Source organism: Pseudovibrio sp. Ad26 (genome assembly GCF_001623285.1).
Lineage (GTDB): Bacteria > Pseudomonadota > Alphaproteobacteria > Rhizobiales > Stappiaceae > Pseudovibrio > Pseudovibrio ascidiaceicola.
Genome location: NZ_LMCE01000057.1, coordinates 1 through 16,818, shown reverse-complemented (window position 1 = coordinate 16,818; position 16,818 = coordinate 1). Strand labels below are relative to the sequence as shown.

Here is a 16,818-nt window from a genome sequence, read left to right as displayed (position 1 = left end):
CACACACCTCCACACTTAAGGTCTCATAATTTCCCCCTGCCGTCTCTAACGAGCCAGCAACGGCAAAACTCAACCTAAAGCGCTCCACTGTCTGTCTCGGCCATGCGGGGACTGTCCCTCGTGCAAACAAAGGCGGAAAGCCGCTCAGCGGCTTCCATTACCTGCTGTTCTCTAAGTCTCCCTTCAGCATGGTCAAGGCAACCTGCAAGCAGGCATTCAAAGAATGACCTTGACCACACTGAACGGCTTTCCATGACGAGAAAAGTGAAACGAACCTTCCAGAGGGGGAGGGGAGTGGACACTTAACTCATCTCCAACAAGGAGCAAGTTTTATGGGAACCCAAACACATCAGGCCTTAATCCCAGAAGCCTCAAACGAGGCTGAAGAAAAGATCTACACGGCACTGAGAGGTACGCCAGATACGGACAAAGCAGTGCATGCAGCTGTCACGCTCATTCTAGCTTATGCATCCTACAGATCCTATGAACCTGAAATGGGACTGGTTGAGACGGCGATGGAACACGCTCTGGAAGCATTCGCGATCAACAAGGCTGATGTCATTGATGAAGAAGCATAAGAACAGGTCCTATGATCGGCACGTTCACAAACTCATGTGAGGTTATATATGCTTAATTTTGAAGTTAATGTCAGCGGTTCTGCAGTAGGCGAACAGCTTCAGGGCGACACTGAAGAGCTGGCTTATGCTCTGGTCGCAATATCGGATAATCCGCAGGCTCAAATCGGGGCCGATGTGGCAGAGCATATCTGCGATCAGGACGAAAAGCAGTCAGTTATTTCGCTGCTCAATAGCCTCTTGGAGGAACTTTCCAACTAATTTCATTTCTAAATATTTGGTGATTGATATGAGCATTCAAACAACGCTCAGTTGGCGTACAATGGATACTTACAACAAGGGCGATAAAGTCTTATTTTGGGTCGCAAGTGGCTGTGAGGAATTCCCAGTATACGGTTACATCAATATTGACGGCGAAATCTGGGACGAAAACGGTGCGGGGTTTGGCAGTGGCAACAAAGCAAGACTGTGGGCCAAGTTCTCGCCGCCCGACTTAAATTTGCATTGATCTGACATTGTTATCAAAGCGGTCTGTTCATAGCAGGCCGCTTTTCTTTTGTGCTGTATCAACCGTATTGGTGATGCTCATCTGGAGCGCTGCATATCTGTAGGAGAGTAATAAAATATCATACTGAGAAGCCTATAAATTCGTGCAAATCCCCCATGCAGATCTCTTCACCAAAGAATTAAGTTGCATACTGGCGAGCACTCACTTCAGCTCAGCTGCATTTTTTTGAGTCTTAAAGATTCATACAGAGCGCAAAGCTGGCATGATCTTAGGCTGAGCTAACAACCGATAAAGCAACTAGCTATTCAATTGTAGTCTCACCGCAGTGGCTATGTCTTCAAGTTCAGTTCGCGGTAGCGGTGGGAATTCGGAACTATAGAACTTAGTCATACCGTTAGACAATTTCTCTTCGACGATTTCCCCTCTGATCATTTGGTCATTCAGCGCATCGCCGCCGCGGTGCGGTGCCAAATGCACATGCAGATGTGGCACACCGTCACCAAAAATGTAAACGTAAATCACGTCGGCGCCTGTCGCTAATTTCAAGGCCGCGGTGGCCCTAGCCATAGCAGGTCCGAAGGTTGCCGCTTCATCGCCATCTAGCGAGTGAATGTGAGAAATATGTCGTTTGGGTTCTAAATAGGCGAAGCCAAGCACTTCTGACGAGAGTGCTACCGTAAGCCGCCAATGCGCGTCCTGCCACACTTCTACTCTATTGAGTTCAGCGTCAACATCACGACCACGGCAAAATATGCATTCTGTATCTGGCATATTAACATATGATCATGAGACAACATCGATTGCAATCTCTGCTAAAGGCAGCAACGTCCGCTGAATGGCTATTTGAGCGAACCGGACTGACCAGCATGAATAGGTGAAACCAGCCATGTCAGTATGATACTTTAATACTGAGTATGACAGTTTATTACTTACCGACAATATCCCTGATCTTCTTGTCGGTCTTATATTGCCCCAGTGCATACACGGCCCAGATGGCCGCTGGTATCCAGCCAATCACGGTGATCTGAAGCAACAGGCAAAAGATCCCCTGAAACGGACGGTTGATTGTGAAGAACACAACAAAGGGAAGCACAAGAGCCAGAATTAAACGCATAAATGAAATCTCCGCAGGAATTAAAAGACTACTCCACCAGATGCAGCCTTGCGCGGCCATGAGGCCAGCGCTTTTGACTGCAAACGTGGGTGAGCCATGGATTTGTAAACACTGATGTATTGCGCATTTGAACTGCTCGTTTCAAGTCTTTTCCTCATCAAGACGTACAGCACAGAGTCGCCAGAATTGCTTGGCTCTTGAACTTAATGAGCCGATTTCATCGAAGCTGGTTCTTTGGGCCAAGATCATCCCTGAAGCACGATACAGCTCAGGTTCAGACCAGTTTCGCTCAAGACACTTGCCTCCAGGTAAGATTGATCAAGCGTTCTTTTATTGCAGTTTCTTTGTTTTTTCTTTTGCCAGTGAGTTTTTCATGAATGCCATAGTCCAAATCCCTCAGCTCCTTCAGGAGCAGGATCTCGCCTTTACCTTTGCCGCTCCTGCGCAGCCGGAGGCCGGATTGCTGGTCACGGGGTTCTCGGCAACTGAACGCCTTAATGGGCTCACACAGATCCAGATTGAGCTTGCCAGCCCCGACAACGCGCTGGACTTGCACAGCCTGCTGGATACGCCGGCAACGCTGACCATTCATCATAAATACGAGGGGCTCCGGCATCTCTCCGGGGTGATCGCTGAGATTGCACGTGGCAATGAAGGCCATCACCGCACCAGTTATTCGCTGACACTGCTGCCCAGCCTGCACCGGCTGGCCCATGGCTCTGACTGCCGGATCTTTCAGAAAAAGAGCGTGCCCGAGATCGTCAAGATCCTGCTGAAGGAGCACGGCGTCGAGGATGTGAAGTGGGATCTGACAGACACCCACGCGGCCCGCGAATACTGCGTGCAGTACCGGGAAAGCCACTTAAGCTTTTTAGATCGCATCACGGCAGAAGAAGGCATCTGGTACTACTTCACCTATGGCGCCAACGGCCAGCATACGCTGCAGTTCATTGATAATCCGCAGATTGTCTCGCAGCTACCAGACCAGCCCAAGCTGGAGTACAACGCCATGGTTGGCGGGGCTGTCAAAGGCGTCTATTGCAACAGCTTTGTCCTGCGTGAGCAGCTTAGAGCCACCAGCTTCATGCAGCGCGATTATTCCTTCAAGAACCCGCCCTACAACCAGCAACATGCCCATCAGCGCGGTGAGGACAACGGCTCTGCCGGAGATTATGCGCTCTATGAATATCCGGGGCGCTACAAGGCAGATGGTGTCGGCAAGCCGTTCACAAAACACCGGCTGGAAGCAGCACGTGTTGAGGCCACCACAGGCCACGGGGCGACCAATGCTATCCACCTGATAGCCGGTCATCAGTTTGCGCTCACAGACCACCCAAACGACGACTACAACATCAAGTATCATTTGCTCACCGTCTCGCATCAGGGCAGTCAGCCGCAGGCCGTGGCTGAGGAAGCTGGAAGCGGCTCCACCACTTACAGTGCCGGGTTTGAGGTTATGCCCGCCCGCCTGCCATACCGGCCCAAACTGCTCAAAAAGCCATTGGTGGACGGCCCTCAGATCGCCCATGTCACAGGACCTGAGGGCGAAGAGATCTACTGCGACGAACATGGCCGGGTCAAAGTCTGGTTCCCATGGGATCGCCATGGTGCCAAGGATGATAGATCTTCGTGCTGGATACGTGTCTCGCAAAATTGGGGTGGAGCCTCCTGGGGGCATATGGCTGTCCCGCGCATCGGCCACGAGGTCATCGTAGACTTCCTCGAAGGTGATCCAGACCAGCCAATCATTACAGGGCGGACGTATCATAACAACAATCGTCCACCGAACAAACTTCCCGACTTCAAAACCCGCATGGTGCTCATGTCAGACAGCCACAAGGCCAATGGCTACAACGAGCTGCGCTTTGAAGATGAGGGCGGGCAGGAGGAAGTCTGGTTCCACGCTCAGAAATTCCACAATGGCGTTGTTGAGAACAACGAGACCTGGAAGGTCGGGGCCAACCGCCACAAACGAGTTGAAGGGTCTCAATCTGAATCTATCGGCAGCTCAAAAGACATTGAGGTGGGCGGCGATCACCGCGAACAGGTGAAGGGGTCAGAACATACACAAGTTGACGGGTCCGCACTGCGCCAGATCAAGATCAGCGATTTCCTGAAAGTTGTGGGAGACAAGGTCACTCATGTCGTGCGCAATGCCATAACGCTTGTTGAAGAAAACTGGCGATTGGAGACCAAGGGCAAACAGCACTTTGAGAGCGGAACAACCCACTACATCAATGCCGGGGACGCTGTTGTTATTCAGGCAGGCGCGAGCATAAGCCTCAATGTTGGCGGGAACTTCGTCAAGATCGACAAGGGCGGTGTGCAGATTGAAGGCACCCTGGTGAAGGTCAACTGTGGCGGTTCTCCTGCCAAGGGTGCTCCAGTCCCGCCAATGGAAGCTATGAAGCCATCTGATTATTCCGGTCCTCATGCACAGCGCTATGCGCGTTCCTTTGAGAAATAGGAGAGCACGATATGTCAGGAAAACCAGCAGCACGCCTTGGGGACATTGGTTCTGGTCATGGATGCCACTTCCCGCCAACTCCCGCCATTGCCGGGAGCCCGAACATTTTGATTAACAACCGCCTTGCTGTGCGTCAGGGGGATGCCTATGTGTAGCGACTTGAGATCACAATGTGGCGGGCTTGAGATTATCCCGATTTTCGGCTCAAATTAATTGAGACTCTAATTCCAAGTGGGCTCAGATTAACTGAGACTGGGCGCAAATTATATGAGACAGGCTCACATTGTTGAGACTAAGTTCAGTTCCCAAAGAATGAGCGCTTGTGTACCCTATTACTGTCTAAAAATCCAGAATTGCCTTAAAGAAAGCAATCATTGCAACACGTAAGTTTGGTGCTTTTTGCTGCGAAGAAGCCGATGACAAAAGGTCACAGAGCTAAAAAAGCCCCGGCGTATTTGCCGAGGCTCTGATTGCTTAACTCCAGGCTGCGTTGATTGCTAGCTGCACTGGTTGAGGAATAGTGGAACTGGTTACACCACCATTTCCATCTCCCACATCCGGCCTGTAAGCAGCCATTGCAGAAACCAATGCATCAATCTTCTGATAGGAGAGTTCCTCACTCCCTACTTTCAGGTGATCCACATGATTGCCATCCGCACCAGATGTTTTAGCTGAGTACCAACCTTTCAAAGTAATTGCATCACCACTAACAAGAACGGATACGTGGAGGTCATCGCCTGATTTGTCGAACCATAAGTTAGCTTTACTTATACCAGATTCAAACAAGATCTCATCTTCGTTTGAACTGCCTTGGCCAATGATGACATCCTGTCCATCTCCTCGAGAGTAAATGAATGTATCATCGCCATCACCACCATCAAGGTAATCGGCACCATCACCCCCACGGAGGAAATCATCACCATCGCCGCCGTAAAGCTTGTCGTTGCCTCCTTTGCCAATCAGAGCATCGTCGCCTCCATTACCCCAGATCTTGTTATTGGCGGCATCACCTGTGATGTGATCATCATGAACATTGGTTCCTATGACATTTTCAATGGAAACATAAGTATCTCCAGTGGCATCACCTGTATTTTTGCTCTGGTCGGTTAGATTGACGGTGATAGCAGATCTAGACCAACGATAGCGAACACTGTCATTGCCTTCCCCCCCATCTAAATAATCGGCTCCAGAGCCATAGGCATTGAGAGTGTCATCTCCGCCTTTACCCTCAAGATGGTCAATACCATTTTGAGCATAAAGACTATTGCCCCAATCATCTCCAACAAGAATGTCATTGTGGTTAGAGCCAACAACCGTTCTCACATTGGAAAACTGATCACCTTCTGCAAAACCGCCAGATAGCGTTCCGGTGAGAAGATTAACTGACACCGCTTCGGTGGATTTGATATAGTTAATGGTGTCGCTACCGCCACCGCCATCAATGATGTCAGCGCCAGCACTACCATAAATCTCTTCTCCCGCAGCTGAACCAACGAAGACATCATCTTCATCAGTACCATAGAACTTAATGCGACCATGACTGAAGAAATCTATAGCTGAGAGCGTGGTCCCATCAGCAAACTCAAAGCGCTCAATATGCTCACCCATGTCGGCAATGCGGAACTGACCTGATTGCCCATCAGAAGACCAGGTAAAATTTAGGGTCTTCCCGTTGGGATCTTCCAAACCATAGTCATGAATGGAAATTGTAAAATCAGAGAGATTGAGATCTGTAAATCTGACCGTATCTATCCCATCATTCTCACCTTCATGATAATTCAGCAAGGTATTGCCGCCACCTTTGCCATAAAGGTAAGTATCATCACCTCCATAACCATAAAGGTGTTGCCAAGAAGAGCCGCCTTCTCCTTTGCCAGCACTTAAGATGTCGTTCCCAAAGCTGCCATATACAAAATCATCCAAAGACGAGCCATAAATTATATTAGGCTGACCTTTTGTTAGTCCTTTAAGTTGTAAACGACCATCTTCTCGGATTTCAACTTCCCTTAAAACCGAGCCATCGGCAAACTCAAAACGCTCAATTTCCGGGTTATCGGCACTCCAGTTCTTGATTGTCAGAACATCAGCGATGTCACCCAGGGCTTGATTTGGCTTGGCCGGGTCAATCAGATATAATTTCAGATCCCCAGCATCTGTAACAATCTTCAGGTCTGCCAGTGTGATGTTGTCTGTGAAGCGGAGGGTGTCGGTGCCGGAGGTCTCTGTCAGGGTATCCTTGCCAAAGCCGCGGTTGAATACGTATGTGTCGTTGCCGGAGCCGCCGACAAGAATATCATCGTCAGCACCACCGCTTAGGATGTCATTGCCGTCGCCGCCAAAGAGAAGGTCGTTGCCTGCGCCGCCATTGAGTGTGTCATTGCCAGATTGTCCGCGAAGTGAGTCATCACCGCCAAGACCAGAGGCTGTGTCATTTCCATCGCCAAGCTGTATGGTGTTTGCACCTTCTGTGCCCGTGAGATTATCGTTGCCGCGACCGCCAACAGCATTCTCAAAGTTTCCTGTACCCAGTGCGTATGTCATGCCTTGATCTGTGTCGAACTGGACCCAGTCATTCCCGTCACCGCCATCATAGGCGGTATCTTCGTGGTCTACGACCAAAACGTCGTTGCCGCGTCCACCATATAGCTTGTCGGCCCCTTTCCCACCAATGAGAAGGTCATCACTGTTGTTATTTAGATTGAGTTCAGTTGGTGTTAGGTCAATCCGATCCACTCCGAGGTCTGTCAGAGTTTTCAGTTCTCCAGCATCTGCAACGCCATTGCCGTTGTCATCTTGCCAGAGGCGCAACTCATCAAACCGTTCGTCCTCGCTGGTGATGGCCCCGTCATTATTGCTATCAAACTGGCTCCGAAGAGCTTCAACGTCCGTATCAGCAACATCTGTAAGTTCGGAAAAGGAGACCTCTCCATCCTGGTCAATCTGACCATCAGGTGGAGGAGGAACGTCTTCATACTCCGGATTGGCCGCCAAATAAGCTTTGTATTGAGGATCAGGCAGTGGATCTGTCAAATAGCGTGATCTTACAGTATGCCACCACGACTGTCTGTAGTTTCCTCCTTCTACATGCAGATAGATATTGTCTGCATTAACATCTGATGCAATTTTTATGTGCCCAGGTTGATGAGATCCTCCAAAACTAATTACTTCCAAAAAATGTTGTGGTTGTTCGTTTTTCAGATAATCGTAGTAGTTTTTATCAATTGTCTTGGTGACTTCATAAGCGGACGGAGGATTATTCCCCCCCCACACTGTTTCATATAGATATACAGCTTGGATAGTTATTGTTTCTCCCGGCTCATAGTCCTTTTTGCGAGTAGTTGGCTGTGCACCCTCCTCAGCCAGATCCACAACCAGCTTGCCGCGGCCTGTAGTTTCCAGGCCCAAGTCTGCGACAGAGGAGTTAGTCAGTTTCAGAGTATTGCCAATCTTCTGCAGAGCAGTCTCTCCATTGGCGCCAAACTGGTAGATATGGCTTTCATCCACATCACCCCAAAGCACATCATCGCCCTTGCCACCGTTAAGCGTATCTGAGCCACCACTGCCATAAGCTGTGTCATTGCCATCACCAAGTTCCATGATGTCATCAGCCTGACCACCCGTGACAACATCATTGCCAGATGAAGTGCGAGCAAACTCAACGCTTCTGACCGCCATGTCCAGGGACAAGTCTTCTGTGCCATCAAAGATCAGGCGGTCGTATCCCTCTCCGCCATGATAGTCGCTGTCATTTGCATCAATCAGGAGTGTATCTTTACCTGCGCCGCCATAAAGCTTATCAGCCCCTTTACCGCCAATAAGCAGGTCATCACCTGCCCCACCGGTCAGGACATCATTACCATCGCCGCCCATCAGATGAGCATCTTCTGTCAGGCCTGAACCATCCAGAACATCGTTACCGGTGTTACCGAATGCACCGCGTAGCCCTTCACTGGCAAGGTTCAGATCTGCTGTCTGACCTTTTTTAACGACCCGATACTGAGCATCATTTGCATTCTCAAAGTCAATCTTGAAGCCATCGGCCGTATCAACCAGCTTCTGACCATCATTTTCATAGGAGAGCACCGCATCACCGCCAAGCAATGTGGTTCCATCGCTTTTGAGGATGTTGAAGTTGGCATCAATACGTGAGCCATCAACATAGGCATCAACCTCACCGAAGGTCGTCAGATCAATCTCTGTGATCCCGTGTGCTGCCAGTGTTTTGAGCTCACCAGCCGAGACCTTGCCATTGGCATCTTTGTCCTGCCAGACTTTGAGCTCATTGAAGCGAGCATCACTGGCGTTGACTTTGCCATCTTTGTTGCTGTCAAACACCTTGGCCAAAGCTTCCAGATCACTGTCATCTTCTGGTGTCAGGTTGGCTAGAATAACTTCTTCTGCGCGGGTGATGTCGCCATCCGGCCCGGACGATCCGTTTGCAGCCAGATCAACAACGATGAAACCATCTTCACCGCCGACCCAGGCCATCGCTTCACTATAGCCATCATTATCGACGTCAAAGCGGGTGAAACTTTCATTTCGGGGTTTGAGGGCCAGGCTTTGGTCATTGTTCAGATCAACAATCAGCGGTCGTTTGCCACCGCCGCTATCGTTGTCGTCTGGAGCATCGCCACTGCCATAGCGGCCACCGTCATAGCCCGTTCCATATCCATCCCAGAATGCATCACTAGTACCGTCTGCCCCATGTACGATAACACCCGTTTCACCACGGTCGCCGTAACCGTTACGATATCCTTCCTTATAGCCTCGCTGATAGTCAGATTCTCTACGTTGTTCTCTTCTACGCTCGGTTCTGTCGCTTCCGTCACGATCATCATTACTCGATGAGTTATGCCCCCCAACAGAAGTCCAGCCATCACCCGTTGAATCTGGAGTAGAAGGTGTTGGAGGAGCAGGATTAGCGTCCTCCCACTCCTCTTCAATTGTATCGAGACGGGCTTCAATGTCAGCGGTTAGAGCAAGAGAATCTGCATCTGCTGAGTTGTGCAATGAGGCTCCAAAAGCTTGAGAGACCTCTTCCAGGCTGTAGCCTGCCTTGATCGCACCATGAGCTGCGATCTCTGCACTCTCAACTGCATCACGCGCTTCATTGGTGGCGTCTGCCAGATCATCCTCACCGGTGAACACATCAGAAACAGCTTCACCAACAGAACCAACCGCATCAACCAGCGTGTCACGAACGCCTTTGTAAGTGTCAAAGGCCGCAGAATCCTCGATCGCCTTGGCAACATCCGCAAGCTGCTGGATCGCAGCATTGTCAGGGAATACATCCCCGTAAAGCTGTGTAACTTCAACAATATCATCGGCATTGCCAATAACTTCCCAGGCCTTTTTCAACCAACCAACCGGTGTCAGGGAAACGGCCAGATCAACACCAGCTTCTTTAGCAAGAGACTTCAGATCTTCCTCTGACAGCTGTAGCCCGGCATCGACAGCCGCTTCGGCCAGAGAAATATCTTTCGCAGCAGCACGCGCTTCGAGGGCTGGATAGATTGCAGCTGCAGCAAAACCAAGAACGGCAACAGGTGCTCCGCGTCGTAAGAGGCCATTAACACGGCCCACGCTCTTCTTGTCGATACTGTCGCTGTAGCTGTCAGGCAGCGTAGGCTTGTGTTCCTCTAGGTTGTGTGAAGTCCCAAATTGACCTGCATCGATTTTGGTTTTCAGTTCATCGAACTGTTGCTGAGTATAATCGACATCAGGATCAGTCAGAAGATCTGTCAAAGCAGACTTCACGCTGACCCGGTCAAAATTCAACCGCTCTAAATCAGTTTGCTTGTTGAACTTATTGTCGAGAAAATCCTTGTCGCGGCTGATAACTTCAAAGTCGTAATAGTCTTTATTATCCTGCATGAACTTGCGGGCACCCATGTCCCACAATTCCTGGTTATTGCCTTGCGTACCGCGTTTGTGATCCGGATCGAACTTGTTCTTTTCTTTGTCGGTCTTAACGGGATCGACCTGTTCAACTTTACCGGCGTAGCGCTTTTCGTTAAGCCAAGCGTCGAAGTCGTTTAGTTCTTCTCCGGTCAAGGTATTTGAGATTTCCTTACGAGCCCCTCTCACGTAAAGAAACTTATCTCCTCGAGAGACAATAGCATCGAGAGCTTTGGTGCCACCATTTTTCATAATTGTCTGGATCTGAGAGTGATCCAGAAGAATAACTTTTTTCTTCACCACAAGAAACGACCTTCAATTACTCGGAAACAAAATTACGATATTTACTCAGGATATGACTGCGAACTTCTGGTGACTTAATATTACTGTATTCACCATCTAGAATTCGGTAGAGAGTATGAATTCCAGCTGTTTCAAAAGCAGCGGCCACCGCGTCATAATTACTCTTCCAGCAAAAATAGTAGAAGAAATCTTCTAAAGTTTGGAACGCGTCATCTGGGCAGTCGCTCATGTCTGGTAACTCATTCCCGTGCGCGATAAGCACCTTGTTCCATTCCCAGCGCTTCTCAACCGCCTCACGCAGCTCATCATGCTGGAATAGGACTTCCATGAACTCCAGAACCTGAGAGACCGGAACAAGAGGCTCTACCGTGCCATTGAACTTATTATAGAACTCTTTTGTCTCTTCATCGTCGCGCTCATTGAACTCATAAAATTCCTGGCGCCAATTGGAGATATCGCTAAAATCTGCCATTACTCCCATGTCTCCTCAAAATTTAATCGACTATTTATTCATGTTTTTAGATAAGTGACCTGCACCTGAGATAGTTGCTTATCTAAAAACACTCACGAGGCTGTTTGCTCTTCGACGGTCATTTACAAATAAAATTGCTATATTCTTTCAGGAGAAAGTCTCGGGTTTCTGGAGCCTGGACGTTTAGAAGCTTGCCCTCTAAAACTTGGCAGAGCGTTTGGACACCTGCTCCCAGAAAAGCTTCCGATACTGGTTCGTATTCACTCTTCCAACAGAAATAATGGAAGAAGTCATGGCGCGTTTGAGTTGCCTCATATGGGCAGTTGCTCATATCCGGCAACTCATTTCCGTGTGCGATGAGTACCTTGTCCCATTCACAACCTTTTTTAACCGCCTCACGCAGTTCATCATGCTGGAACAAGACTTCCATGAACTCCAGAACCTGAGAGACGGGGATCATAGGTGGAATTACAGTGAGAAGCTTGTCATAGAATTCTTTTGTCTCTTCATCATCGCGCTCATTGAACTCATAAAATTCCTGGCGCCAATTGGAGATATCGCTAAAATCTGCCATGTATGTTTCCTATGAAAATTCAACTCATAAAATCAGTTCAAGCTTTGATCGCATAGTTACCGCCCAGTGGCCTGCAGCCTAACTTTCGCAGAAAGCGGTCGGTCTCTGCTGGCTTCACTCCTGAGGTCACGTGGAACAACAAGTAGCTTGACCCCATATGCTCAGACCACTGTTTTGCTGCCTTAAATAGACGAAGTGCGACTTTGCCGCTTAAAACTGACTTGCGTACGCTTGGATGGACAAAGAAGCCATGAATGGTTGTCACCTGCGTCTCGTCGCTGATGTAATAATCGCCAATGACAGCATAAAGCCCGCCCACAAGTTCACCGTTGTGCTCGACCACAGCACACATGTGTGCCGGATTGGGTCCCAGTGCTTTGTCTGCCATTGCCTGCACCTTTGAAGGAGAGAACGGGATCTCAGAAAGTGCGCTTTCATCATGCCAGAGACGGAATAGCTCGATCAGCATCGGAACGTCTTTTTCTTCCGCTCTGCGTGTCTTTAACCGCTGCTCAGCATCACTAGAATTATGAACCATCTGTGTTTGGTTCTCCTTTGAAATAGGTTGGTCCATGTTTCACTCTCCCTGTGCCATCTTGTTAAGTTCCTGATAAAGGCCTGCTTGTCTGATGAGCTCATCATGCCTGCCTTGCTGAATGACCTTTCCCTGATCCATGACAAGGATCGTGTCGGCATGACGAACGGTCGAAAGACGATGAGCAATGATGATGACGGTTCTTCCCTGTGCAATCCTTGCAAGGTTCTGCTGGAAGATGCGCTCACTTTCATAATCCAACGCCGCGGTTGCTTCATCTAAGATCAAAATGCGTGGCGCAGTCACCAAAGCTCTGGCAATGGCAATGCGTTGGCGTTGACCTCCAGAAAGATTGGAACCGCGCTCTTCAAGTATGGTGTCATATCCTTTTGGTAGCTGGAGAATAAACTCGTGTGCTCCTGCCAGTTTTGCTGCTTGCATAATTCGGGCCATAGGCATTGCCGGGCTGGAAAGAGCAATGTTGTCGCGAACCGAGCGATTGAACAGAATGTTTTCTTGCAACACAACGCCAATTTGCCGTCGCAACCAAGCCGGATCCATCAGGCCAAGGTCAATCCCATCAATCAATACACGCCCTGTTTCAGGGACATAAAGCCGCTGGATCAGCTTGGTGATGGTGGACTTGCCAGAACCGGACCGACCAACCACACCAATCGTTTGGCCAGCAGGCATTTCGATCGACACATTGTGCAAAATTTCTGGCTCGTTTGGACGGTAGCGGAAAGTTACATTCTTTAGTTCTACTTTGCCCTGCACTGGAGGTAGGTTCTCAGGTGCCGAAGTTGATACTTCAGTTTTGGTGTTCAGAATATCGCCCAGGCGCTGAATAGAAATGCGAAACTGCTGGAAGTCCTGCCACAACTGAGCAAGGCGGATTACCGGTTGGCTGACTTGCCCGGCAAGCATGTTAAAGGCGACCAACTGGCCAACAGTCATCTCTCCAGACATCACAGCCTTCGTTCCTACCCACAGAACAATGCCCATCACCAGCTTGTTGATGAGCTGTACAGCCTGAGATCCAAAAGCTCCCAATGAAATCGTGCGGAATGATGATTTGACATAGGCTGCCAGGTTCTCGTCCCAGCGATTATGCATCTGCGGTTCAACCGCCATCGCCTTTAAGGTCTCAGCTCCTGCAATACTTTCCACCAGAAAGGCTTGATTAATCGCACCGCGATAAAACTTTTCATCCACTCTCTTGCGAAGTTCTGGGGTGATGGCAACAGAGAGCAAAATGTAAAATGGGACCGATGCCAAAACGACGAGAGTTAATGTGGGTGAGAACACCCACATGACCGCAAAGAAGACGACTGTGAAGAGAAGATCAATCACCACAGTCAGAGACGATGAGGTAATAAAGTCCCTGACATTTTCCAGTTCGCGCACGCGTGCAACCGTTTGGCCCGTAGCACGTGTTTCAAAGTAACTTATTGGAAGAGCCAATAGATGTCGGAACAGTTGCGCGCCCAACTGAACATCCACACGGCTGGTGGTGTGAGAAAACAGATAGGTTCGCAGGAACGAGAGGATCGCCTCAAACACAGCAATTGCCAAAAGACCAATGATGAGCACATCAAGCGTTGTAAGACCGCGGTGAACAAGCACTTTGTCGACCACCACCTGAAAGAACAGTGGTGAGATGAGCGCAAAGCACTGAATGAAGAACGATGCCAGCAGAACTTCAGAAAACAGCTTTTTGTATTTGAGCAGCACTGGTAAAAACCAGCGCATACCGAACTTCAGCTCTGAGGCGATCGAACCAGCTCTGCGCGCGGCCAGAACCAGAGTTCCTGACCAAAGCTGTTCAAGTCCAACTATAGAAAGCTCTTCAGGTGGTTTCCCCGGATGTTGGAGTAAGACACCATCGTCATTTGTTTTGGCAAGAACAAACCAACTGCCCTCTTGAGTGATAGCCAGTGCTGGAAGCGGTAGTTTTTTTAACTTTTGGACCGAGCTATTGATTGCCTTACACTTCAAACCATTTTTACGCGCGGCTCTAACCATGTTGGTTGCATTAATAACGCCGGCTTCATTTGCATACTCATGAGCGATTTGCTGCGCAGAGGCACGGATCTCATGGAAGGCAAGTAACATGGCAAGACTGTGAGCCCCACTCTGATCAGCAGGTTTGTTGTTTTGACCTAACCCGGCCGTGTTCTGCTTATTATTTTCTTCGACAAGAACTTCGGTCATCAACTCATTCTGTGTATATAGGCGGAGAGCCTTAACTGCGTGTTGCAACCTAACGGAAACTTGATACATGGGTAAACAACTCAAGTATCATTTCCGACCACGCGAGCTCACCTATGCACAGATCAGATGAGGCCAAGCAACGAGCTTCAGATTCTACAGAATTCTTACCTGCAGCTTTGGAAGTTTTAGAGCATCCTCCATCTCCTCTTGGTCGTGTGATTGTATTTGTGCTGTGTGCATTCTTCTTACTGGCGGTTATCTGGGCATGGTGGGGTACGGTTGATATTGTCGTGGTTGCTGAAGGGCAAACGATCCCAGCAGGCAAAGTGAAAAATATCCAGCCTCTGGAGACCGGTGTTGTTCGTGCTATCCATGTGAAGGATGGACAAAAAGTGGTTGCAGGTGATCTGTTGCTTGAGCTGGATCCAACAGAGACATCTGCCAATCTTGAAAGTCTGCAGTTTGAGTTAGCCCAATCTCGAGCCGAAGCTGCAATAGGTCAGGCGATGTTGAGCGATGAACCGCTTGAAAGGTTCGAGCTACCAGAAGAACTCTCGTCAGAGCTTGCAAAAAACAGCCAAACCTTGCTCCAGGATAACCTTGATCAGCTCAGATCTTCCTTGGAAGCAATCAAGTCAGACATAGAGCGCAACAAAGCCACCCTCCGGGCAACTGATATCGAGGAGATCAAGCTGGAGCAAACACTTCCGCTCATCGAAGAACGTTTAGAAGCTCAACAAGGGTTATTAGAAAAGGGGATCACACAGAAGTCACTGGTCATGCAGCTTCAGCAAGAACTTTATGAGATGCTGGCTTTAAGAGATGGGCTTGAAGAAACTCGCGCGCAGGCAAACGCCTCTATCGCATCTTTACAAGCACGCCATGCGGAAACCATTGCGTCCTACAGGGCCGCCGCTGCAGAGCGTCGGCAGGCAGCCTTGAACAAGATCTCGGCTCTTGAGCAGTCTTTGCGCAAAGAAACTCAACGACAGAAGTACCGTGAGCTGCGGGCACCTGTTTCTGGTTACGTGGACAAGCTTTCCGTAAACACGATTGGAGCGGTTGTTGAGACCGGAAATCTCCTTCTTTCCATTGTCCCCTCAGAGGTTCCGTTGGAAATCGAAGCAATCATCCTCAATAAAGATATTGGATTTATTGAAGTGGGACAAAACGCTGAGATAAAGTTGGAAGCGTTTCCGTTCACCCGATATGGCGTCCTTCAGGGCAAAGTATCACGTATCTCCAATGACGTCCTTCTTCATGAGCAACTTGGGCCGATCTATAAAGCTCGTGTAGCTCTGAAAGATCAGCACATCACTGTTGCGGGAAAGAACATTCCGTTGGTTCCAGGTATGACAGCGTCTGCGGAAGTTAAAACGGGCAAGCGCAGGATCATCGAGTTCTTTCTGTCGCCGCTGCTCAGATACAAAGACGAAGCCATCCGAGAGAGATAGCTTATGCCTTTAGATTGAAGGTGTCTGCTCTTCGCATTTCCAACGTGCCTACCAGAAAAACCTCCGTTTGTCTTGCGACTAGGTCAAGCCCAGAAATCCTTACGTCACTTAGCAAGAAAACCCGTTGCAAAAAACATCGCAAGATTGCATCCTGTTCTAGGTCTTTTCTGACAGATAGGGCGGGCTCATGCTCATCGGGTATGCACGAGTGTCTAAATCGGATGGAAGTCAACTGCTGGATCTACAGCGTGACGCGCTGGTTGGTGCTGGCGTTGAGGTCGAGCGGATCTATGAGGACAAGGCCTCCGGAAGGCGCGATGATCGCCCCGGATTGACCTCTTGCCTGAAGGCACTGCAGCCCGGTAATACCCTTGTCGTCTGGAAGCTGGATCGTCTTGGGCGCGACTTAAAGCACCTCGTTTCTACGGTAGATGAGCTCAGAGAACGTGGTGTTGGGTTTAAGGTTCTTGGTGGAGCTGGCGCAGAGATTGATACCACCACCGCAAACGGGCGCTTGATTTTTGGCATATTTGCTTCGCTGGCAGAGTTCGAGCGCGAGCTGATTGCAGAACGAACCTGTTTGTCGGCGACGCCTTATGGACAAATCGATCGATTTGAGTAATGGAGTGTTTTGGCCCATGATCACTAGATTAGGAGTGAACAATGGGGCAATACACAAGGACCGCCAGCGCTGCAGCTGAGAA

The 16,818-nt window shown here is 49.3% G+C and carries 13 protein-coding genes and 1 pseudogene; 7 read left to right on the top strand and 7 right to left on the bottom strand.

The window, feature by feature from the left end; translation table 11 throughout:
• The first annotated feature begins 332 nt into the window (after positions 1-332).
• The 3 genes from PsAD26_RS12705 to PsAD26_RS12695 are packed head-to-tail and all read left to right on the top strand — an operon-like array spanning position 333 to position 1,083.
• Complete coding sequence (locus PsAD26_RS12705) at positions 333-578, top strand: hypothetical protein (RefSeq protein ID WP_063310732.1); 246 nt, start codon at positions 333-335, stop codon at positions 576-578.
• Positions 579-626: 48 nt separating this feature from the next.
• Positions 627-836: a hypothetical protein gene (locus PsAD26_RS12700; protein ID WP_063310731.1), complete on the top strand. Its 210-nt coding sequence runs from the start codon at positions 627-629 to the stop codon at positions 834-836.
• A 28-nt stretch (positions 837-864) separates the two neighbouring features.
• The gene (locus PsAD26_RS12695; protein ID WP_153041497.1) at positions 865-1,083 is read left to right on the top strand and encodes a hypothetical protein; all 219 of its coding nucleotides are present in this window, start codon (positions 865-867) and stop codon (positions 1,081-1,083) included.
• Between the two features lie 297 nt (positions 1,084-1,380).
• On the opposite strand, the gene PsAD26_RS12690 is transcribed toward PsAD26_RS12695, so the two are convergent.
• The gene (locus tag PsAD26_RS12690; RefSeq protein ID WP_063310729.1) at positions 1,381-1,854 is read right to left on the bottom strand and encodes an HIT family protein; all 474 of its coding nucleotides are present in this window, start codon (positions 1,852-1,854) and stop codon (positions 1,381-1,383) included.
• A 154-nt stretch (positions 1,855-2,008) separates the two neighbouring features.
• Positions 2,009-2,197, bottom strand: a complete 189-nt coding sequence (locus tag PsAD26_RS12685) for a YqaE/Pmp3 family membrane protein (RefSeq protein WP_063310735.1) — start codon at positions 2,195-2,197, stop codon at positions 2,009-2,011.
• A gap of 373 nt (positions 2,198-2,570) precedes the next feature.
• Between PsAD26_RS12685 and tssI the strand changes: the two genes are divergently transcribed.
• Both tssI and PsAD26_RS29370 read left to right on the top strand, forming a co-directional pair.
• Positions 2,571-4,664 carry a type VI secretion system tip protein TssI/VgrG gene (gene tssI / locus PsAD26_RS12680; RefSeq protein ID WP_063310734.1) on the top strand — a complete coding sequence of 698 codons (2,094 nt, stop codon included), beginning with the start codon at positions 2,571-2,573 and terminating at the stop codon, positions 4,662-4,664.
• Positions 4,665-4,675: 11 nt separating this feature from the next.
• A complete protein-coding gene (locus PsAD26_RS29370) occupies positions 4,676-4,819 on the top strand; it encodes a PAAR domain-containing protein (protein ID WP_153041496.1) in 144 nt (47 codons plus the stop codon).
• A 319-nt stretch (positions 4,820-5,138) separates the two neighbouring features.
• Here PsAD26_RS29370 and PsAD26_RS30345 read toward each other — a convergent pair whose 3' ends face one another.
• From PsAD26_RS30345 to PsAD26_RS12655, 5 genes are all read right to left on the bottom strand, one after another.
• Positions 5,139-10,865 carry a calcium-binding protein gene (locus PsAD26_RS30345; RefSeq protein ID WP_063310728.1) on the bottom strand — a complete coding sequence of 1,909 codons (5,727 nt, stop codon included), beginning with the start codon at positions 10,863-10,865 and terminating at the stop codon, positions 5,139-5,141.
• A gap of 16 nt (positions 10,866-10,881) precedes the next feature.
• Positions 10,882-11,337, bottom strand: a complete 456-nt coding sequence (locus PsAD26_RS12670) for a hypothetical protein (protein ID WP_063310727.1) — start codon at positions 11,335-11,337, stop codon at positions 10,882-10,884.
• Between the two features lie 118 nt (positions 11,338-11,455).
• Complete coding sequence (locus tag PsAD26_RS12665; RefSeq protein WP_063310726.1) at positions 11,456-11,911, bottom strand: hypothetical protein; 456 nt, start codon at positions 11,909-11,911, stop codon at positions 11,456-11,458.
• 37 nt (positions 11,912-11,948) lie between these two features.
• Entirely contained in the window at positions 11,949-12,449 is a 501-nt protein-coding gene (locus tag PsAD26_RS12660) for a GNAT family N-acetyltransferase (protein ID WP_193758288.1), read from the bottom strand.
• Positions 12,450-12,488: 39 nt separating this feature from the next.
• Positions 12,489-14,660 carry a type I secretion system permease/ATPase gene (locus tag PsAD26_RS12655; RefSeq protein ID WP_153041495.1) on the bottom strand — a complete coding sequence of 724 codons (2,172 nt, stop codon included), beginning with the start codon at positions 14,658-14,660 and terminating at the stop codon, positions 12,489-12,491.
• A gap of 113 nt (positions 14,661-14,773) precedes the next feature.
• Between PsAD26_RS12655 and PsAD26_RS12650 the strand changes: the two genes are divergently transcribed.
• Both PsAD26_RS12650 and PsAD26_RS12645 read left to right on the top strand, forming a co-directional pair.
• Positions 14,774-16,114 (top strand): HlyD family type I secretion periplasmic adaptor subunit, encoded by a 1,341-nt coding sequence (locus PsAD26_RS12650; RefSeq protein WP_063310724.1) that lies wholly within the window; start codon positions 14,774-14,776, stop codon positions 16,112-16,114.
• Between the two features lie 187 nt (positions 16,115-16,301).
• A pseudogene (locus PsAD26_RS12645) lies at positions 16,302-16,691 on the top strand (recombinase family protein); the annotation flags it as partial.
• Positions 16,692-16,818: the final 127 nt, after the last annotated feature.